Raw genomic sequence first — 19,349 nt, 5'->3', positions numbered from 1 at the left:
CAGCTGGACGTCGCTCACCGGTCGACGCCTCCCATCACGGGGTCGATGGACGCGACGGCGACGATGACGTCGGCGACCTGGCCGCCCTCGCACATCGCCGCCATGGCCTGGAGGTTGGTGAAGGACGGGTCGCGGAAGTGGACCCGGTAGGGGCGGGTGCCCCCGTCGCTGACGACATGCACGCCGAGTTCGCCCTTGGGCGACTCCACGGCCGCGTACGTCTGGCCGGGCGGTACCCGGAACCCCTCGGTCACCAGCTTGAAGTGGTGGATCAGGGCCTCCATCGAGGTGCCCATGATCTTCTTGATGTGATCGAGGGAGTTGCCGAGTCCGTCCGGGCCGAGCGCGAGCTGCGCGGGCCAGGCGATCTTCTTGTCGGCGACCATGACCGGGCCGGGCTCCAGCCGGTCCAGGCACTGCTCGACGATGCGCAGCGACTGCCGCATCTCCTCCAGCCGGATCAGGAAGCGGCCGTAGCTGTCGCAGGTCTCGGCGGTGGGGATGTCGAAGTCGTAGTTCTCGTAGCCGCAGTAGGGCTGGGCCTTGCGCAGGTCGTGCGGGAGTCCGGCGGAGCGCAGCACGGGGCCGGTCGCGCCGAGCGCCATGCAGCCGGCCAGGTCCAGATAGCCGACGTCCTGCATCCGGCCCTTGAAGATCGGGTTGCCGGTGGCGAGCTTGTCGTACTCGGGCAGGTTCTTGCGCATCTTCTTCACGTACGCGCGGACCTGGTCGACGGCGCCGGGCGGCAGGTCCTGGGCGAGGCCGCCGGGGCGTACGTACGCGTGGTTCATCCGGAGCCCGGTGATCAGCTCGTACAGGTCCAGGACCAGCTCGCGGTCGCGGAACCCGTAGATCATGATCGTGGTGGCGCCGAGCTCCATGCCGCCGGTGGCGATGGCCACCAGGTGCGAGGAGATGCGGTTCAGCTCCATCAGCATCACGCGGATCACGGAGGCGCGGTCCGGGATCTGCTCCTCGATGCCGAGCAGCTTCTCGACGCCCAGGCAGTACGCCGTCTCGTTGAAGAACGGCGTCAGGTAGTCCATGCGCGTCACGAACGTGGTGCCCTGGGTCCACGTACGGAATTCGAGGTTCTTCTCGATGCCGGTGTGCAGATAGCCGATGCCGCAGCGGGCCTCGGTGACCGTCTCGCCGTCGATCTCCAGGATCAGCCGCAGCACGCCGTGGGTGGACGGGTGCTGGGGGCCCATATTGACGATGATCCGCTCGTCGTCGGCCCGCTTGGCGGCCTCGGCGATCTCGTCCCAGTCGCCGCCGGTGACGGTGTAGACGGTGCCTTCGGTGGTCTCGCGCGCGGCGCTCGTGTGGGAGGCGCTCTCGTGGGAGGCGCTCGCATTCGACGTGCTCATCAGGTGTACGACCTCCGCTGGTCCGGAGCCGGGATCTGGGCGCCCTTGTACTCGACGGGGATGCCGCCGAGCGGGTAGTCCTTGCGCTGCGGGAAGCCCTGCCAGTCGTCCGGCATCATGATTCGGGTGAGCGCCGGGTGGCCGTCGAAGATCAGGCCGAAGAAGTCGTACGTCTCGCGCTCGTGCCAGTCGTTGGTCGGATAGACGTCCACGAGGGAGGGCACGCGGGGGTCGCTGTCGGGCGCGGAGACCTCCAGCCGGATCAGCCGGTTGTGGGTGATCGAGCGCAGGTGGTAGACCGCGTGCAGCTCGCGGCCCTTGTCCTCCTGGAAGTGCACGCCGCTGACGCCGGTGCACAGCTCGAAGCGGAGCGCCGGGTCGTCGCGGAGGGTGCGGGCGACGCGCGGCAGGTACTCCCGCTCGATGTGGAAGGTCAGCTCGCCGCGGTCGACGACGGTCTTCTCGATGACGTTCTCCGGGACCAGCCCCTGCTCGTCGAGGGCCCCTTCGAGCTCGTCCGCGACCTCGTCGAAGTCTCCATATGCGCCTCCGCCGCGTGGCCCCCCGTACGGGCGCGAGGACGCGCCGGGCAGCCGTACGGTCCGTACGAGGCCGCCGTAGCCGGAGGTGTCGGAGCCGCCCGCGGCGCCGAACATGCCGCGGCGGGTGGCGATCGCCTCGCCCTGGTCGCCGCGTTGGCCGGGGAGGTTGGCGGCGTCGATGTCCCGGTCGGGGTTGACCCCGTCCGCCTGGGCGTCGCTCATCGCAGCAGCCCCTTCATCTCGATCAGCGGGAGGGCGCCGAGCGCCGCCTGCTCCGCCTCGCGGGCCGCTTCCTCGCGATTGACCCCGAGCTTCTCGTTCTGGATCTTGTGATGCAGCTTGAGGATCGCGTCGAGGAGCATCTCGGGCCGCGGCGGACATCCGGGCAGATAGATATCAACCGGGACAATATGGTCAACACCCTGCACGATCGCGTAGTTGTTGAACATCCCGCCCGAGGACGCGCAGACGCCCATGGAGATGACCCACTTCGGGTTCGGCATCTGGTCGTAGACCTGCCGCAGCACCGGGGCCATCTTCTGGCTGACCCGGCCCGCCACGATCATCAGGTCCGCCTGCCGGGGCGAGCCGCGGAAGACCTCCATCCCGAAGCGGGCGAGGTCGTAGCGGCCCGCGCCGGTCGTCATCATCTCGATGGCGCAGCAGGCGAGGCCGAAGGTGGCCGGGAAGACGGACGATTTACGGACCCAGCCCGCGGCCTGCTCGACGGTGGTGAGCAGAAATCCGCTCGGCAGCTTCTCTTCAAGTCCCATTGGTTGGCCCCTAGTCCCATTCCAGGCCGCCACGACGCCATACATAGGCGTAGGCGACGAAGACGGTCAGCACGAAGAGGAGCATCTCGACGAGCCCGAACAGCCCCAGGGAGTCGAAGGTGACCGCCCAGGGGTAGAGGAAGACGATCTCGATATCGAAGACGATGAAGAGCATCGCCGTGAGGTAGTACTTGATGGGAAAGCGCCCGCCGCCGGCCGGCTGCGGGGTCGGCTCGATGCCGCACTCGTATGCCTCAAGCTTGGCGCGGTTGTACCGCTTGGGGCCGATGATCGAGGCCATGACCACGGAGAAGATCGCGAAGCCTGCCCCGAGGGCTCCCAGTACGAGGATGGGCGCGTAAGCGTTCACCGCTCCTCGCTCCTTCCAGTCGACGATGACTGCTGGCAGACGGGACCGGGCGTGTGGACCACCCCGCGAATTTCCCCCACGCATCCCGTGCGAGTTCCGCGCGACCTCCAGGAAGATCGCGCGTATGTGAGGCAGTTCACAAGCCCGAGTCGCCTGCATCTTATGCCCGCCGGTCTGTGATCTGCGACACGGGGTGCGACAACGCCTTTGTGATCTCCACCACCTGACGAAGGATCATGAAGTCGGATGAGCGGTGATCTTCACACGCGAAGCGGCAGAGTGATCACGAGAGGTGACATTCGGGGGCTTCGTCGCTGGTGGGAGGGGTGGTTGCTCTATCAAGCAGTGGCCGATGCAAGCAAATTGGCGCTGGACGGAGTCAACTGCTAGTGCGCGACCACCCGGAGGAGGAACGCCCCCTCCGGACGGACTGCCCGCCGAAGCGCCCTCGCTTCACAAGCCCGTCCGCATCTCTGCTCCGCGGGGTCGATTTCGGTCACGGCGGGCGTGACCTATCCCACGCGGTTGCACGTTCAAGGATCACTTTTTCCGGGCACCCTCGACTCAGGAGCCACGGAAGTGATAGGCGACCCCGGGGGCCTCATCGGGCGTCAAATGCCATGCGTATCCGCATGATCGCGCAAATCGGACACCCCCGGTTCGGCTGACCCGAAGATCAACAAGTCCGAATTCTCGGCGTGTACACGGCAGGTGTGGCGCATGCCACTTTTGTTGATCTCGGGCCTCGGCCCTTGATAGCCGTTAGTGCCATGTCCCCTGTCGCTCACATACCCAGCCGCCGGAAGCCCCGCCGCACCGCCTCTTCGTGGGCGCTGCGCACGGGAGTTGCCGGCGGCGTTCTCAGCACCCTCGCGGTGACCGGCGCGGCCGCCCCGGCGAGCGCCGCCGAGAAGCCCGCGGAGTCCACTCTGGAGATGCCGACGGTCGACGCGACCCTCGCCGCCTCCATCTCGCAGAGCGCGGACGCCACCCAGCAGACGGCCCACGACTACCAGGTCCGGGCCGAGCAGGACGCGGCCGCGCACCAGGCCAAGGTCCAGGCCAAGAAGGTCAAGGACGAGGCCGACCGCAAGGCCGAGGCCGAGAAGAAGGCCGCCGCGGCCAAGAAGGCCAAGGCCGAGAAGGAGGCCAAGGCCGCCGACGAGGCCGCCCGCGCCTCCCGGTCCGCCGAGCGCACGCAGCTCTCGACGGCCTCGGCCTCTGCGTCCTCTTCCTCCTCCGCCCCGTCGACCTCCCACGCCACGGGCAGCGCCGCGACGCTGATCTCGTTCCTCCAGGCGCAGATCGGCAAGCCGTACGTGATGGGGGCGACCGGCTCCTCCTCGTACGACTGCTCCGGCCTCACCCAGGCCGCGTACCGCCAGATCGGCATCGACCTGCCGCGCGTCTCCCAGGACCAGTCGACGGCCGGCACCGCCGTCTCCCTGGACAACCTCCAGCCCGGCGACCTCCTCTACTGGGGCAGCGCGGGCAGCGCGTACCACGTGGGCGTCTACATCGGCGGCGGCAAGTTCATCGGCGCCCAGAACCCCAGCACGGGCATCGTCGAGCGCTCCCTCAGCTACGACCAGCCGACGGGCGCCGTCCGCGTCATGTGACGCCGGTCCTCCCCTACGAACAGCCGAAGGCCGCCGCTTCCCCGCTCGGGAGCGGCGGCTTTCGCGTGGTACGGGGCCGGGGCGCTGCCGCTTGTGTCACTTATGTTGCTTATGTTGCCTATGTCGCCTCTTGGCGGTCATCCAAGGTGAACCACACCCGTTTGTGCGCACGCTCCGGCTCGACGGGCCACGTGACGCCCCATCTGGTGGCCATCTCCTGCACCAGCAGCAAGCCGCGCCCGCGTTCGTCGTCTTCACGCGTGTCGCGTGGGGCACGTGCGTCGCGTGCTTCGCGTGGGCCATGCGCGTCAAGCCGGGCGCGAGGGGCGTCATCCCATACGGCTACGTACACGCGGCCCGGCCCTACGGTCACGTCCACGTGCACGACGGGGGTCGGCGTGTGCACATGGACGTTCGTGACGATCTCGCTCACGAGCAGTTTGGCCACGTCGGCGACGTCCGCATGACGGGTCAGGGCCAGCAGCAGCGCCACCTGCTCGCGAGCGATCTTCGGAGCTATGGCGTCGTTCGGCGCGCTGACGCGGAACGACTGGCGTTGCGGGGGTACGGCGAGTCCTGCGTTGCTCATGACGCATCTCCCGGTGGAGTCGGTGCTCCCGCGCTGCTACGCCCGTCCGTGGCCTGGCCCCCGGTCACCCTCAGCGGGCATGCGAGTGGCCGCACTTCGGCTGTTCCTGGCGTGCCGCGCGGTGCTGCGCCGAAGAGTAGGGCACAACAGTGGGACGTATCAACAGTGGGACGAGTGTCGCGTCCTGGCGGGTGGACCGGTGACACAGTTGGGCGGCAGACTCAGAGTCACCACAGAGGGGGTGCGATGCCGCCGAGGAGCTATCCGACGGCCCGACAGAAGCGCTTGGGCGCTGAGCTGCGCAAGATGCGCGAACGCGCCGGACTGTCCGGAAGCCAAGTGGGCGCGTTCCTGGGCGGGGAGCGCGCGCAGGTCAGCCACCTGGAATCGGGGCGATACGGCGTCAGCGCCGAACGCGTACGCAGGCTCGCCGCCCATTACTCCGCGACGGACAAGCATCTTGTCGACGCGCTGGCCGGCATGGCGGAGGAACGCGGCAAAGGCTGGTGGGAGGAGTACCGGGGCATACTGTCACCGGGGTTCTTGGACGTGGCCGAACTGGAGCACCACGCAACGCATATGCGTGTGATCCAGATGCTGTACGTACCCGGAATTCTCCAGACGGAGTCGTACGCTCGCCAGTTGATCCAGAGCGGCATTTCCGAATTGCCGACCACAGAGGTCAACACGCGAGTGGAACATCGCTTGAGACGACGTGCGATCTTCGACCGTCCACAGCCACCGAAACTCGATGCCCTCATCCACGAAGCCGCACTCCGCATGAGGTACTGCACGCCGGACGTCATGCGTGCGCAGCTGGATTTCCTGCTCGCTGCTGCTCAGTGGCCGACCGTGACCATCCGCGTCATCCCGTTCGACGCCCAGGTCACGAGTTCGACCAACTCCGTGCTCTACGCCGGCGCATCGGTTCCTGCCCTGGACACCGTCCAGATCGACGGCGCCTTCAACGGCGGTTTCCTTGACGCAGAAGCGCAACTGGCGAAATACCGCACGCTTCTCGACTCGGTCGAGGGAATCGCACTCGGCGCGGACGAGTCCAGAAAATTCATTCACCACATCGCACAGGAACTGTGAGCCAATCGGCATGCCCAACTCTCCTATATGGCAGAAGTCCTCTTTCTCCGGGCCCGACGAAAATCAGAGCTGCGTCGAATTGGCCGACCACGACGGCCTGATAAAGATGCGCGAGAGCGACGTCCCGGGCACCGTCCTCTCGACGACCCCCGAACGGCTGCGTGCCCTCATGCACAGGGTCAAGGCGGACGGTTTCGACCGCCTGACCTGACTACTTCCTCGATTTCATCCACCGAATCGCAGTGCGACTGCGGGAGGCGAGAGATGTCAGAGAATAGGTGGCAGGAGTCTTCCTACTGCCAGGCAGGCAACTCGTGCGTGGGCATACGCCGAAACGGCGAAGCGGTCCAGATTCGCGAGAGCGCACAACCCGACACGAGCATCACCACAACCCCCGCGAAACTGCGCGGACTCGTCCTCGGCGTCAAGGCGAACAGGCTCACCCACCCGATCTAGTGTGATGCGCCAGAAGCCCTGATGGTCAGTACGTGCCCGAACGCCGCACCCACGACTATCTGATACCTGGGGCACGGCATCGCCAGCCTGTTCGCCGCCTTCAACATCGCCGACGGCACCGTCATATCGGCACTGCACCGCCACCACCGGGCCATCGCAGGTTCGCTGTCTGCCGCCGGGGGGTGGGCTGGTGTCGCGGGCGGCTGGTGGGTGGGGCGGTATTCGGCGTGGGCGGGTGCGGGTTTCGTCTCGGACCCTCCGGGTCCAGAGCGCCAGCAGCGGAGGGGAGGGGGCGGGGCGGCTGTCGGTGCACTGTCTGCGGCCCGGCTCGTAGCTGGAGTTCAGGCTGGCTCCGCTGCGCTGCGCCGCTGGCAGCTGCCGCGGAGTGGCCGTTGCCGGTCGCTCGGGCGCGGGCGCGTCTCGGACCCTGCGGGTCCACAGCGCCTGTAGCGACGGGTGGGGCGGTGGTGGTGGCTGCTGGAGGCTCCGCTGCGCTTCGCGGCTGGCTACCGGTAGGTAGGGTGTGGTTGCCGCCCGACAAATGCGCCTTATGGGATGCGGAAGTGGGCCGCAACTGCACCCTGTTGAAGGGTGAACCTGGCGTGTCGGACATACCAGGCGCAGCGGTCGTCAGAGTGGAGTTTCCCCAGCCGTGGGCCCTCCTCGTACGGGCGGAAACCGCACCCGGACGGCCAGCCGCCCCCAGGCGCAGCGCAGCGCGCCCCTTCACTTCGCCTGCCGTGGGCCGCAGGCCCGAAACGCACCCGCACCCGAGCCATCGGGCAGCCACCTCATCGCGGCAGCAGCCAGCAGCGCAGCGCAGCGCAGCGCAGCCAGCCTGAACCCCAGCCACGCACCCACCCGTCAGGCAGCGCAACAACAGCCGCCCCGCCCCCTCCCTCCCGCTGCCGGCGCTCTGGACCCGGAGGGTCCGAGACGAAAGCAGCACCCGGCCGAGCCGAATACCGCCCCACCCAACATCAGCCGCAGCACCCACCCTCACCCGACCAACCCACCCCCACCCCATCCCGGTGCCTCGGTTCGCCTTGAGGCGCGGAAGGTCGTCGGGCCCGAACCAGCCGTAGGCAGTGTGCTTGGACCACTCCAGGGCCGGGTGGTCCAGGTCGTCGTCGACCTCGACGAGGTAGTCGGCCTCCCGCCGTGGGCCGCCACCGTCGTCACCGGTCCACGTGGCGACCCCGAGCAGGCGCCGTACCCGGCGCAGGCGCCGGCCGGTCTCCTCTTCGACTGGTCACAGCACCAGCGATCACGCGCGAAGCCCAACGCGTCTGGCTCGGCCCCCGACGAGCCCGTCTGGGAGCTTCCCACCTGCCCTGCCGCCGGCCGGGTGCTCTCCGGGGGCCACCGAGGAGGCCCGCCAAGGGAGAGAGCGGGGCCGGTCAGGCCATCATCTACGCGCCGACGGCGAGCTGACCGGCCCAGTGCCGTTGGTGCGGGTCCAAGTTCAGCGGTGTCCGGCCCCACAGGTCGAGGTACAGATCCTCGGCGGTGGCCGAGATCCCGGTGTCGTTCGGTTCGCCCGGCGCCGCCGCCCTGGTACGTACGGTCGTCGCGGTGAGTTCCACCAGCCAGCGGTGGTCCGTATCGGTGCTGTGCACTTCGATCCGGCCGGTGCGGTCGAAGGTCCTGCCGTCACGGACCCCGGCGGCCAGGTGGACCGCGAGGATCTCGTCCACGCCGTCGGCGGCGATGTCCGCGGGGATCGTCAGCGGCTCCCCCGCGGCGTCCGCGATGTCCCAGCCGTGGACGAACACCTCATGGGTGAGGCACCGGGGCCAGAACGAGACGACGTGCGGCTGGGTGGACCAGTTCCACGCGGCGGCGCGGGGGTCGGCTGCGGCCAGGCGGTCCAGAACCCTGTCCCACTCCCCGGCGGCCCACTGGATGACCCGGTCATCGGGAGGCAGCTTGGCATCGGTGAACTCGGGTTGGCCGGCGCCGTGCCCGACGCAGGCGTGGACGTAGGAGGCGACGTTGCCCAGATGGTGGACGACGTCGCGGACCCGCCATTCCGGGCAGGCGGGCACGGCGGCGTCGAGCCGGTTCTCGGCCATGCGCCATGCTCGCGCGCCCATGGCCCGGCTCGCCTCGACATGGCGTGCGGTGTCCAGCAGGTTCATCGGGGCGGGCCTTTCGGGAGTGGGTGTTCGGAGGCGGCCGGTCGGGGCGCGGCTTCCGGTGGCGAGGGGGCGGCGGCCGGTCGGGGTGGGGCGTGCCGGAGCGGCGACCGGCGGCCGATGTGCCGTGCCACGGCTTTGCCGCCGACGATGAGCACCACCGCGCTGACGATGACGGCCCCGCCGAGCAGCACGTTCGGGCGGAGCGCCTCCTGCCCGAACAGGGCGCCGAGGACGACCGCGACCACCGGGTTGACGTAGGCGTAGGTGGCCATCGTGTCGTTGGGCAGGGTGGTGTTGGCGTAGCCGTACGCCGTGAAGGCGATCATGGAGCCGCCGACGATCAGCCACAGGAGCCCGGCGATCGAGTCGCCGGTGACCGCCGCGGGGTCGAAGCGGCCGAATTCGCCCGTCACGGCGGCGGCGATGAGCAGCAGCAGCCCTCCGGCGATCATCTCCAGCGATGTCACGACGAGGGGGTGCGAGGGCAGCGGGGCGCGGCGGGCGTAGACCGAACCGGTCGCCCAGCAGAGCGACCCGATCAGCACGACGACCGCGCCGCCGACGTCGACGCGGGCGCCGGGCCCGCCCACGAGCACGCCGACCCCGACCGTTCCGAGGGCGAGCGCCGACATCATCGTGGCGGTGATGCGCGTCCTCGTCACCGCCGCGTTGATCACGACCATCCAGACCGGCACGGTCGCCACGATGAGGGCGGCCGCCCCGGAGTCGACGCTCGTCTCACCGACGCTGAGCAGGCCGTTGCCGCCGACGAGCAGCAGGGTGGCGATGATCAGCGCGGAGCGCAGGTGCCGCAGGGTCGGGCGCCGGGCTCCACGGGCGTGGCGCGGTCCGATGATCGCGAACATCACCGTGCCGGCCGTGAGGAACCGGACGCCGGCCATGAGCAGCGGCGGGATCGTGTCGACCGCCAGTTGGATGCCGAGGTACGTGGATCCCCAGAAGATCCATACGGTGATCAGCGCCAGCCAGGGGAGCGGCAGGCGACGCGTGAATGTCTGTTTAGGCTCGATCGGCATCTTGCCTCATTTAGAAAGGTGAATCAGGTAGGATGCTTCCCAGAGGTTAGGGTGATCGACCGGGAAGGGCAAGTACTCGCTATGACGCGACAGCTGGACGACGTCGACCGGACGATCCTGCGGACGGTGACGGCCGACGGCCGGCAGACCGTACGGGCGCTCGCGCGGGCCGTCGGGCTGTCCGAGCCCTCGGTACGGGACCGTCTCCAGCGGCTGGAGCGCGACGGGGTGATCACCGGCTACCACGCGAACCTCGACCCCGCGAGCGTGGACGCGGGGACGGCGGCGTTCGTCTCGCTCCGCTTCGACCCCGGCGCAGCCGCCAGGGCGGTGGTCAACGAGCGGCTCGAACAAGAGGCTTGCGTGCTCGAAGTGCACGAGGTGGCGGGAGAGGACTGCTACTGGCTGAAGGTGCGAGTGGCCAGTACGGACGCGCTCGCCGACGCGCTCGACCGCATCCGCGCCATCCCGCCCGTACACGGCACGAGCACGACCATCGTGCTGCGCACCGTCTTCGAACGACCGCTGAGCACGGACACCACGCCCGCTCGGTGACGCCCAGCCGACGCAGGCGCCGGATTATTTTTTGTACATGAGCACCCACGCAGACCACCCGACCACCGAACGGGCGGGTAAGAGGTCCGTGTCATTGGCGCAATCGTTGATCAAGGAAGTCGAGGAGCGCACCGGCAAGAGCGGCTTCTCCTCTGCCGTGGCCGAAGCACTGGAGGAGTGGCTCGCCGCTCGGAAGCTCCGTGAGGTCGTGACCGCCGACCGCAAGGCGTTCGGTCCCGCTTCCGCCGAAGCGCGGCGGCAGGCGGAACAGGAGTGGTGAGCAAGCGCGTGACGCGGTGATGGACGTCGCGGCACAACTGCTGAACGTATCGGGCCTTGACGGAACTCCCCGGCGCGCCGTCGGTGAAAATCATCAACGTCTGAGCGCCGGTCCCCTCAAAGGGCCGGCGGTCCGCGCCGGGTTCGCGGAGGCCGGTTACGACCTCGGCGCCACCTTGCTCAGCCCGTTGATGATGCGGTCCATGGCGTCGCCGCCCGTCGGGTCCGTCAGGTTCGCCAGCATCTTGAGGGTGAACCGCATCAGCACCGGGTGCGTGAGCCCCCGCTCCGTGGCCAGCTTCATGATCTTGGGGTTGCCGATGAGCTTCACGAAGGCGCGGCCGAGGGTGTAGTAGCCGCCGTAGGTCTCCTTGAGGACCTTCGGGTAGTTCAGCAGGGCGAGTTCGCGCTGCGCGTACGTGGCGCGGGCGTGGGCCTGGACGATGACGTCGGCGGCGATCTGGCCGGACTCCATGGCGTAGGCGATGCCCTCGCCGTTGAAGGGGTTCACCAGGCCGCCCGCGTCGCCGACCAGCAGCAGGCCGCGGGTGTAGTGCGGCTGGCGGTTGAAGGCCATCGGGAGGGCGGCGCCGCGGATCGGGCCCGTCATGTTCTCGGGGGTGTAGCCCCAGTCCGCCGGCATCGAGGCGCACCACGCCTTGAGGACCTCGCGCCAGTCCAGCTCCTTGAAGGCCGAGCTGCTGTTGAGGATGCCGAGGCCGACGTTGCTCGTGCCGTCGCCCATGCCGAACACCCAGCCGTAGCCGGGCAGCAGCCGGTCCTGCGGGCCGCGCCGGTCCCACAGTTCCAGCCAGGACTCCAGGTAGTCGTCGTCGTGGCGGGGCGAGGTGAAGTACGTGCGGACGGCCACGCCCATCGGGCGGTCGTCGCGCCGGTGCAGGCCCATGGCCAGCGACAGCCGCGTGGAGTTGCCGTCCGCCGCGACCACCAGCGGGGCGTGGAAGGTGACCGGGGTCTTCTCCTCGCCGAGCTTGGCGTGCACGCCCGTGATCCGGCCGGTGCGGTCGTCGATGACCGGAGCGCCCACGTTGCAGCGCTCGTACAGCCGCGCCCCCGCCTTCTCCGCCTGGCGCGCCAGCTGCTCGTCGAAGTCGTCGCGCTTGCGGACCAGGCCGTAGTTCGGGTACGCGGCGAGGTCCGGCCAGTCGAGCTGGAGGCGGTGGCCGCCGGCGATGATGCGCAGGCCCTTGTTGCGCAGCCAGCCGGCCTCCTCGGAGATGTCGATCCCCATGGACACGAGCTGCTTGGTGGCGCGCGGGGTGAGACCGTCGCCGCAGACCTTCTCGCGCGGGAACGCCGTCTTCTCCAGCAGGAGTACGTCCAGGCCCGACTTGGCCAGGTGGTAGGCGGTGGCGGAACCGGCCGGGCCGGCCCCGACCACGATCACGTCTGCGCTGCGCTCGGCAGGGGACTCTGTCACGGCGGGGTCTCCCCAAGACTCGGAACATGCGTGCCGGACGACGGACGGGTCACGCACTGGACAAGAGCAGTCTATGGGGGCGCAATCCGGCACACGATAAGGGTCGGCCTCGTACGGCCGTCCCCCGGTCACAGCGGTACGGGCCGGTCCCGACGGCTCAGCCCCCGGTCTTCCTCCCCCGGTGCAGCGCCACGATGCCGCCCGTCAGATTCCGCCACGCCACCTTCGACCAGCCCGCCCCCTGCATCCGCGCCGCCAGCGCCGGCTGGTCGGGCCAGTCGCGGATCGACTCGGCGAGGTAGACGTACGCGTCCGGGTTGCTGCTGACCGCCGTCGCGACCGGCGGCAGCGCGCGCATCAGGTACTCCGTGTAGACCGTCCGGAACGGCGCCCACGTGGGGTGGCTGAACTCGCAGATCACGACCCGGCCGCCGGGCTTCGTCACCCGCAGCAGCTCGCGCAGCGCGGCGTCGGTCTCCTGCACGTTGCGCAGTCCGAAGGAGATCGTGACGGCGTCGAACACGCCGTCCGCGAAGGGCAGCCGCGTCGCGTCCCCGGCCGTGAGCGGCAGGTGCGGGTGGCGCTTCTTGCCCTCGCGCAGCATGCCGATCGAGAAGTCGCACGGGACGACGTACGCGCCGGTGGCCGCGAACGGCAGCGACGACGTGCCCGTGCCCGCCGCCAGGTCCAGCACCTTCTCCCCCGGCCGCGCGCCGACCGCCTGCGCCACCGCCTTGCGCCAGAGCCGGGCCTGACCCAGCGACAGCACGTCGTTGGTCAGGTCGTACTTCTCCGCCACGCCGTCGAACATCGCGGCGACTTCGTGCGGCTGCTTCTCCAGGGATGCTCGGGTCACACCGCCATTCTTCCCCGCCAGTGCCCTCGCCGGGCGCACGGGGGGTGCGTTTCACAGACCTGCGCTCAACGGCGGCGGTGGACCAGCCGGCCGCCCAGGACCGTGGCCAGCGCGCTCCCGTCCTCCGCGAAGACCGCGAAGTCGGCCGGGCCGCCCACCGACAGCCTGCCGGGCCCGGGCGCCGCGGGCAGCACCCGGAGGCCGGAGCGGTCGACGGCCGTACGGACCGGGGGACGCTCGAACGGGCCGGTCAGCGCGGTCGTACCCGCCGCCAGCAGCCGCTGGAGCCCGCGCCGGGCGCTGCCGCCCCAGCGGACGTCGGTCATGGCGAGCGCCGCGAGCGCCGATCCGGTGACCGGCTCCGTGCCGAGCTCGCCGGCCTCGCGCGGGTCGGGGTGGTAGGCGGCCTCCAGGACGGCCGCCGCGTCCGGCTCGTACCGGCCGGGGGCCAGCACGCCGTCCCACTCCCGCACACGGGCGCGCTCACCGTGCTCGGCGCGCAGCCGCTCGTACGGACCGAGGTCCGCGACGCGGTCCCCGGACACGAGGACGGCGTCCGCCTCGGCGACCGGCCCGGGTCCGGGCCCGGGCCCGGACCCGCCGCCCTCGCCGACCCGCACCAGGCGCACCCGATGGATCGTCAACACCCAACCACCGCCGCCTCTACATCCCGGGCCCCGCCCATCGCCAATCGCCTGCCGGCCTGCGGCGTACGGACCACCGTCAGCACGCGCGGGCCACCCGTCCGCCCACGGCCGTCCGTCGCGCTCCCCGTGTACGAACTCCTGCGTCGGCCCCGCGCAGCGGCCCGGCCCGGCGGCCCGCACGCGCGGTCGGCCCGGAACGCCCCGCCGGCCCTTGAGCCGACCGCAGGTCAGCTGGTCTCGACGAGCTTCAGCTCGGGGTGGGCCGTGCCGCCCTCGATCGCCGTGGACGACAGGTGCGAGACGACCTTGTCGTCGACCGGGTCGTTCGCCGGGTCGTCGTGGACGACCAGGTGCTCGTACGTCGTGGCGCGCTGCGCCGGTACGCGGCCGGCCTTGCGGATGAGGTCGATGATCTCCATCCGGTTCGAGCGGTGCTTCGCGCCGGCGGAGGAGACCACGTTCTCCTCCAGCATGATCGAGCCGAGGTCGTCCGCGCCGTAGTGCAGGGAGAGCTGGCCGACCTCCTTGCCCGTGGTCAGCCAGGAGCCCTGGATGTGGGCGACGTTGTCGAGGAAGAGCCGCGCGATGGCGATCATGCGCAGGTACTCGAAGAGGGTGGCCTGCGTCTGGCCCTTCAGGTGGTTGTTCTCGGGCTGGTAGGTGTACGGGATGAAGGCGCGGAAGCCGCCCGTACGGTCCTGCACGTCGCGAATCATCCGCAGGTGCTCGATGCGCTCGGCGTTGGTCTCGCCGGTGCCCATCAGCATCGTGGACGTCGACTCGACGCCCAGCCCGTGCGCGATCTCCATGATCTCCAGCCAGCGCTCGCCGGACTCCTTGAGCGGCGCGATGGCGGTACGCGGCCGGGCCGGGAGCAGCTCCGCGCCCGCGCCCGCGAAGGAGTCGAGGCCGGCGGCGTGGATACGGCTGATGGCCTCCTCGGCGGTGACGCCGGAGATCCGGGCCATGTGCTCGATCTCGGAGGCGCCGAGGGAGTGGATGACGAGTTCGGGGTACGCCTTCTTGATGGCGGCGAAGTGCTCTTCGTAGTACTCGACGCCGTAGTCCGGGTGGTGGCCGCCCTGGAACATGATCTGCGTGCCGCCGAGCCGGACCGTCTCCTCGCAGCGGCGCAGGATGTCGTCGAGGTCGCGGGTCCAGACCTTGTCGCTCTTCGGCGGCGCGTAGAAGGCGCAGAACTTGCACGCGGTGACGCACGAGTTCGTGTAGTTGATGTTGCGCTCGATGATGTACGTGGCGATGTGCTCGGTGCCCGCGTACCGCTTGCGGCGCGCGGCGTCGGCCGCCGCGCCGAGCGCGTGCAGCGGCGCCGACCGGTACAGGTCGAGCGCCTCCTCCGGGGTGATCCGGCCGCCGGTCGCGGCGCGGTCGAGGACGGACGAGAGGTCGGCGTTCTCGGTCACCGGGACGTCCCTTCGGAGGGGGTTGACAAGACTGATCCAGCCTACGCCAGGGGTCCGACAGAACCCGTGGGGGCCGCTCGTCGGGCCGTACGGGCACGGCGACGGGTACGGCGCCGCAGCCGCGAGGCCCCGTCGGGGCGGCCGTCCATGCCCCTCGGCGCCCCTCGGCGCCCCTCGGCTCGGTCGGCGGGCCCGCATTGCCTCACGTTGAGAATCAGCTGATCGGCTTATGACTCAATTCACCGGGCGAAGGGGAACCCACCCCCCGGATTCCCCCATCAAACAGGCCGGAACAACCCGTCATGTCCCTCGGGGCAGCAGGATCATCCGGAGCGCCGCGAATGAGTCATTCATCCAGGGGGACTTACCGTTCCCAGGGCCACCGCCGGGCCTCCAGGGCCAAGGCATGGATCCTGGGGATCGTGGCCGTGCTGGTGCTCGGCGGGATCGCGTGGCCGGTCATGGACTACCTCGGAGTCTTCTCGGACCAGGGCGATCCGGTCAGCTTCGGGCAGCCGGAGCCGGGCCAGGACGGTCAGGCGGGCGGAGACAGCGGCAAGCAGAAAAAGGACTCCAAGGTCTCCTTTCCGACCGGGCCGAAGGCCGACTTCCGGGTGCAGAGCCACCTCGACGACGGCACCACCATCGGCGTCGTGACGCTGCACGGCAAGAAGTCGGGCTTCACCGGCAAGGTGTGGGTCTGGGCGCCGAAGCAGTACAAGGAGGCGAAGTACGCGAAGAGCGGCTTCCCCGTGATGATCGCGCTGCCCGGCGGCAACGGATACCCGACCAACTACTGGATGGGCACCGACCTCAAACTCCAGTCGACCATCGCCAAGGAGTCGCTGGAGGGCAAGAGCCTGCCCTTCGTGCTCGCCATGCCGGTGCTGAACCCGGACGCGAAGAACTACTACGACGGCAGCGACATACCCGGCCAGCCCAAAATGGGCACCTGGCTGACCGAGGACGTCCCCGATCTGATGAAGGCGAACTTCCGCACGCTGAAATCGCGCGACGGCTGGGCCTTCATGGGCTCGTCCTCGGGCGGGTTCTCGGGGCTGAAGGCCGTGCTGAAGGACCCGAACAAGTTCAAGGCGGTCATCGCCTCCGGCCCGGACATCGTGCCGGACTCCCCCCTGTGGGCGGGCCACGAGGCCGAGAAGGCGGCCAACAACCCGGAGAAGCTGGCCGAGAAGCTGATCGCCGCCAAGCACCCGGACGTCTATCTGGCCTTCCAGGTCGGCACCAAGGAACACACCGTGATGCCGAAGGTGAAGAAGTTCATCCAGCAGTACGGCAATAAGGGGCCGGTCAAAACACACCTTCAGGTGATCCAGGGCGGCGAGCACAACGGCAAGACCTATGTGCAGGGCATGGCCAACGGAAGCCTCCAATGGATCAGTGAGCATATGGAGGGCCCGACACCGGCCTCCTGACCGGTGCCGGGCCTTCCCTGGGGCCGGGCCTCCCGGGTCAGGCCTCCAGCAGGTTCACCTTCACGTCGGCCGGGAACCCGGTAGTCGGGCCCGTACGCCGCGCGAACTCGGCGACGCCCGCCAGCTGCTCCGCCCCGAAGCGGAAGTCCAGCGTCGTGAAGTAGCGCTCCAGCAGCGGCGCGTCGAACGTCTCCCAGCGCGCCGCCTGCTCGGCGACCTTCCCGACCTCCTCCAGGGACACGTCGCGGGAGGCGAGGAACGCCTCGTGCACCTTGCGCACGATCCGCGGCTCGCGCTCCAGATAGTCGCGGCGCACGGCCCACACGGCGAAGACGAACGGCAGCCCCGTCCAGTCCTTCCACATCTGCCCGAGGTCGTGGACGTCCAGGCCGAGCTTGGGCCCGTAATGCATCTTGGCCCGCAGCGCGGCGTCCCCGATCAGTACGGCGGCGTCCGCCTCCTGCATCATCTGCCCGAGGTCCGGCGGGCAGGTGTAGTAGTCGGGCTCGACCTTGTACTGCTCCGCGAGCAGCAGCTGGGCCAGGCGTACGGACGTCCGCGAGGTCGAGCCGAGCGCGACCCGGCCGCGGTCCAGCTGGTCCAGCGGCACCTGCGAGGCGATCACGCAGGACATCACCGGGCCGTCGCAGCCGACGGCGATGTCGGGCAGCGCGACGAGGTCGTCGGCGTTCTTCAGGAACTCGACGAGGGTGATGGGACCGATGTCGAGTTCCCCGCTGACCAGCTGCTCGCTGAGCTTCTCCGGGGTGTCCTTGGTGAGCTCCAGGTCGAGCAGCGTGCCCGTGCGGGCGAGGCCCCAGTAAAGGGGGAGGCAGTTGAGGAACTGAATATGGCCGACCCGCGGCCGGCTCCGACGGTGGTCGGGGAGGGCGGCGGCGGCAGAGGCTGAATTGTCCACATCCGGAGGCTAGACCCGGCTCGTACACGCGAGCGGAGCGGGGTCCGGCGATCCGCGCTCGACCTGCGATCTTTTCCGTCCAAGTACGGCTGAAAACCCCGCCAACAGGTGATCTTCGACTCTTTCCCAGCCCCCACGGAGCGTGCTAGGCTCACCGCAAGTTGCAGTTTGGTTTCCCTTGCAGTACAGAGCCTGCGGAGCATGTGACCCCGCAGGCTTTTGTAGTTTTCAGACTTCTCGCAGGTTCTGGAGCAGGGCAACCCTTTGGCCCAAGGAGGGCTTATGGCTACCGGAACCGTGAAGTGGTTCAACGCTGAAAAGGGCTTCGGCTTCATCGCCCAGGACGGCGGCGGCCCGGATGTCTTCGTTCACTACTCCGCGATCAACGCCTCTGGCTTCCGTTCCCTGGAAGAGAACCAGCAGGTGAACTTCGACGTCACGCAGGGTCCGAAGGGCCCGCAGGCGGAGAACGTCACCCCCGCCTAAGTCCGCACGGACCGGTAGGGGTCGGCCGATCGCGGTCGACGTGCAACACCCAAGGAGCCTCGCTCCTCCGCTTCGGCGGAGAGCGGGGCTCCTGCCTTTCATGCCTCCGCCCCCTCCCCCTCCCCCCCGCAACGGTTGCCCGGCGCGCCGTCCGCCGCATCGGCCCCCGCCCTCGGCACAGTTGATCTTCCCGGTCCGTCCGCTCCCGGCACCCCGGACACCGTCGGAAGACGGGACCGGGAGATGGGAGCCGCATGCACGTGCGTACCGCAGCCCTCAGCGCCGTCGCCGCCCTCACCCTGTCGCTCGGGCCGAACGGCCCCGGCCAGGGCGGCGGCGACCGTACGGGTACGGCGGGCCGGCCCGGCGATCTCGTCGGGGCCGCGCCGACCGCCTTCCGCCCGCTGCCCGGAGCGCCCACCGCCACCAGGGCCTGGCACATCGAGTACCGCTCCACCACCGCCAAGGGCGCGCCCAACACCGTCTCCGGCACGGTGATCATCCCCGCCGACGGCCGCAGCGGCCCGCGCCCGCTGGTCACCTACGCCGTCGGAACGGTCGGCCTCGCCGACGGCTGCGCGCCCTCGGCCGGGTTCCCGCGCGGCACGACCGCGGAAGCCCACCTCATCCAGCTGCTCACACTGCGCGGCTGGGCCGTGGTCGTCACCGACTACGAGGGCCTCGGAACGCCCGGCGACCACACCTATACGGTCGGCCCCGCCGAGGGCCGGGCCGTGCTCGACGCGGCGCGCGCCGCCGAGCGGCTCCCCGGCACGGGCCTGACCCGGCGCACGCCCGTCGGCATCATGGGCTACTCGCAGGGCGGCCAGGCCGCCGGCTGGGCGGCCGAACTGCACCGCGGCTACGCGCCCGAACTGAACGTCAGGGGCACCGCGGCCGGGGGCGTCCCCGCCGATCTGCTCCGGGTCGCCGCCCACAATCACGGCCGTACGGGCGCGGGCCTCGTCCTGATGTCCGCGATCGGCCAGAACGCGGCCTTCCCGGAGCTGCGGCTCGGCGCCTACCTCAACGAACGCGGCCGCCGCTATGTGGACTTCATGAAGCACAACTGTGTGGCCATCGACACCGTCGCCGGCCTCTTCCAGGAGATGTCCGAGGTGACGGTGCGCGACCCGCTGCGCCGACCGGACTGGCAACGCGCCCTGCACGCCTCCGACCTGGGCACCCGCGCCCCCGACCGGCCCGTTTACCTCTACCACGGGACGGCGGACCAGTTGATTCCGTACGCGGTCGGGGACCGGCTGCGCGCCGACTGGTGCGCGCGGCGGGCCGCGGTCGCCTGGCGGCCGGTCC

The 19,349-nt window shown here is 69.7% G+C and carries 21 protein-coding genes; 9 read left to right on the top strand and 12 right to left on the bottom strand.

Features of this window, described 5'->3' with window-relative positions:
* Positions 1 to 14: 14 nt before the first annotated feature.
* Genes ACFU99_RS02345 through ACFU99_RS02330 form a run of 4 tightly spaced genes read right to left on the bottom strand, consistent with a single transcriptional unit; the run spans position 15 to position 3,055 of the window.
* Positions 15 to 1,370: an NADH-quinone oxidoreductase subunit D gene (locus ACFU99_RS02345; protein ID WP_384384561.1), complete on the bottom strand. Its 1,356-nt coding sequence runs from the start codon at positions 1,368 to 1,370 to the stop codon at positions 15 to 17.
* A complete protein-coding gene (locus ACFU99_RS02340) occupies positions 1,370 to 2,134 on the bottom strand; it encodes an NADH-quinone oxidoreductase subunit C (protein ID WP_384384558.1) in 765 nt (254 codons plus the stop codon). Before ACFU99_RS02340 ends, ACFU99_RS02345 begins: the two co-directional genes overlap by 1 nt.
* Positions 2,131 to 2,685 carry a NuoB/complex I 20 kDa subunit family protein gene (locus ACFU99_RS02335; protein ID WP_384384555.1) on the bottom strand — a complete coding sequence of 185 codons (555 nt, stop codon included), beginning with the start codon at positions 2,683 to 2,685 and terminating at the stop codon, positions 2,131 to 2,133. The genes ACFU99_RS02340 and ACFU99_RS02335 overlap by 4 nt, the downstream gene beginning before the upstream one ends.
* 10 nt (positions 2,686 to 2,695) lie before the next feature.
* Positions 2,696 to 3,055 (bottom strand): NADH-quinone oxidoreductase subunit A, encoded by a 360-nt coding sequence (locus ACFU99_RS02330; RefSeq protein WP_363132937.1) that lies wholly within the window; start codon positions 3,053 to 3,055, stop codon positions 2,696 to 2,698.
* A gap of 770 nt (positions 3,056 to 3,825) precedes the next feature.
* Between ACFU99_RS02330 and ACFU99_RS02325 the strand changes: the two genes are divergently transcribed.
* Entirely contained in the window at positions 3,826 to 4,674 is an 849-nt protein-coding gene (locus tag ACFU99_RS02325; RefSeq protein ID WP_384384552.1) for a C40 family peptidase, read from the top strand.
* A gap of 118 nt (positions 4,675 to 4,792) precedes the next feature.
* Here the strand turns inward: ACFU99_RS02325 and ACFU99_RS02320 are convergent, their stop codons facing one another.
* Positions 4,793 to 5,263, bottom strand: coding sequence for an ATP-binding protein (locus ACFU99_RS02320; protein ID WP_384384550.1), 471 nt, complete (start codon positions 5,261 to 5,263; stop codon positions 4,793 to 4,795).
* Between the two features lie 285 nt (positions 5,264 to 5,548).
* On the opposite strand from ACFU99_RS02320, the gene ACFU99_RS02315 reads away from it, so the two are divergent.
* From ACFU99_RS02315 to ACFU99_RS02305, 3 genes are read left to right on the top strand one after another with little or no spacing between them, the layout of a single operon-like run.
* On the top strand, positions 5,549 to 6,358 hold the full coding sequence (locus ACFU99_RS02315) for a helix-turn-helix domain-containing protein (RefSeq protein ID WP_384384547.1): 810 nt from the start codon (positions 5,549 to 5,551) through the stop codon (positions 6,356 to 6,358).
* Positions 6,359 to 6,368: 10 nt separating this feature from the next.
* The gene (locus ACFU99_RS02310; RefSeq protein WP_384384545.1) at positions 6,369 to 6,569 is read left to right on the top strand and encodes a DUF397 domain-containing protein; all 201 of its coding nucleotides are present in this window, start codon (positions 6,369 to 6,371) and stop codon (positions 6,567 to 6,569) included.
* A 53-nt stretch (positions 6,570 to 6,622) separates the two neighbouring features.
* Positions 6,623 to 6,814, top strand: a complete 192-nt coding sequence (locus ACFU99_RS02305; protein WP_384384543.1) for a DUF397 domain-containing protein — start codon at positions 6,623 to 6,625, stop codon at positions 6,812 to 6,814.
* 1,412 nt (positions 6,815 to 8,226) lie between these two features.
* Here the strand turns inward: ACFU99_RS02305 and ACFU99_RS02300 are convergent.
* On the bottom strand, positions 8,227 to 8,955 hold the full coding sequence (locus ACFU99_RS02300; RefSeq protein WP_384384540.1) for a maleylpyruvate isomerase family mycothiol-dependent enzyme: 729 nt from the start codon (positions 8,953 to 8,955) through the stop codon (positions 8,227 to 8,229).
* Positions 8,952 to 9,992 (bottom strand): EamA family transporter, encoded by a 1,041-nt coding sequence (locus ACFU99_RS02295; protein WP_384384538.1) that lies wholly within the window; start codon positions 9,990 to 9,992, stop codon positions 8,952 to 8,954. The genes ACFU99_RS02300 and ACFU99_RS02295 overlap by 4 nt, the downstream gene beginning before the upstream one ends.
* A gap of 81 nt (positions 9,993 to 10,073) precedes the next feature.
* Here ACFU99_RS02295 and ACFU99_RS02290 point away from each other — a divergent pair, with 81 nt between their 5' ends.
* The gene (locus ACFU99_RS02290; protein WP_384384535.1) at positions 10,074 to 10,547 is read left to right on the top strand and encodes an Lrp/AsnC family transcriptional regulator; all 474 of its coding nucleotides are present in this window, start codon (positions 10,074 to 10,076) and stop codon (positions 10,545 to 10,547) included.
* Between the two features lie 37 nt (positions 10,548 to 10,584).
* Positions 10,585 to 10,827 carry a hypothetical protein gene (locus ACFU99_RS02285; RefSeq protein WP_384384532.1) on the top strand — a complete coding sequence of 81 codons (243 nt, stop codon included), beginning with the start codon at positions 10,585 to 10,587 and terminating at the stop codon, positions 10,825 to 10,827.
* Positions 10,828 to 10,983: 156 nt separating this feature from the next.
* On the opposite strand, the gene ACFU99_RS02280 is transcribed toward ACFU99_RS02285, so the two are convergent.
* From ACFU99_RS02280 to mqnC, 4 genes are all read right to left on the bottom strand, one after another.
* Positions 10,984 to 12,267, bottom strand: coding sequence for a geranylgeranyl reductase family protein (locus ACFU99_RS02280; RefSeq protein WP_384384530.1), 1,284 nt, complete (start codon positions 12,265 to 12,267; stop codon positions 10,984 to 10,986).
* 157 nt (positions 12,268 to 12,424) lie between these two features.
* The gene (locus ACFU99_RS02275) at positions 12,425 to 13,123 is read right to left on the bottom strand and encodes a demethylmenaquinone methyltransferase (protein ID WP_384384528.1); all 699 of its coding nucleotides are present in this window, start codon (positions 13,121 to 13,123) and stop codon (positions 12,425 to 12,427) included.
* 65 nt (positions 13,124 to 13,188) lie between these two features.
* On the bottom strand, positions 13,189 to 13,770 hold the full coding sequence (locus ACFU99_RS02270) for a hypothetical protein (protein WP_384384525.1): 582 nt from the start codon (positions 13,768 to 13,770) through the stop codon (positions 13,189 to 13,191).
* Positions 13,771 to 13,997: 227 nt separating this feature from the next.
* Positions 13,998 to 15,194: a cyclic dehypoxanthinyl futalosine synthase gene (gene mqnC / locus ACFU99_RS02265; protein WP_384384522.1), complete on the bottom strand. Its 1,197-nt coding sequence runs from the start codon at positions 15,192 to 15,194 to the stop codon at positions 13,998 to 14,000.
* A 428-nt stretch (positions 15,195 to 15,622) separates the two neighbouring features.
* Here mqnC and ACFU99_RS02260 point away from each other — a divergent pair, with 428 nt between their 5' ends.
* Positions 15,623 to 16,630, top strand: a complete 1,008-nt coding sequence (locus ACFU99_RS02260) for an alpha/beta hydrolase (RefSeq protein ID WP_384384588.1) — start codon at positions 15,623 to 15,625, stop codon at positions 16,628 to 16,630.
* Positions 16,631 to 16,667: 37 nt separating this feature from the next.
* Here ACFU99_RS02260 and ACFU99_RS02255 read toward each other — a convergent pair whose 3' ends face one another.
* On the bottom strand, positions 16,668 to 17,549 hold the full coding sequence (locus tag ACFU99_RS02255; RefSeq protein WP_384384519.1) for a menaquinone biosynthetic enzyme MqnA/MqnD family protein: 882 nt from the start codon (positions 17,547 to 17,549) through the stop codon (positions 16,668 to 16,670).
* Between the two features lie 282 nt (positions 17,550 to 17,831).
* Here ACFU99_RS02255 and ACFU99_RS02250 point away from each other — a divergent pair, with 282 nt between their 5' ends.
* Both ACFU99_RS02250 and ACFU99_RS02245 read left to right on the top strand, forming a co-directional pair.
* Positions 17,832 to 18,035, top strand: a complete 204-nt coding sequence (locus tag ACFU99_RS02250) for a cold-shock protein (RefSeq protein WP_007265804.1) — start codon at positions 17,832 to 17,834, stop codon at positions 18,033 to 18,035.
* 254 nt (positions 18,036 to 18,289) lie between these two features.
* A partial coding sequence (locus tag ACFU99_RS02245) for a lipase family protein (RefSeq protein WP_384384516.1) occupies positions 18,290 to 19,349 on the top strand: 1,060 nt, incomplete at its 3' end.

It is taken from the genome of Streptomyces sp. NPDC057654, from assembly GCF_042800135.1.
Classification (GTDB): Bacteria; Actinomycetota; Actinomycetes; order Streptomycetales; family Streptomycetaceae; genus Streptomyces.
The sequence above is the reverse complement of the archived record's forward strand: the minus strand, read 5'-3'. Positions and strand labels throughout refer to the sequence as shown.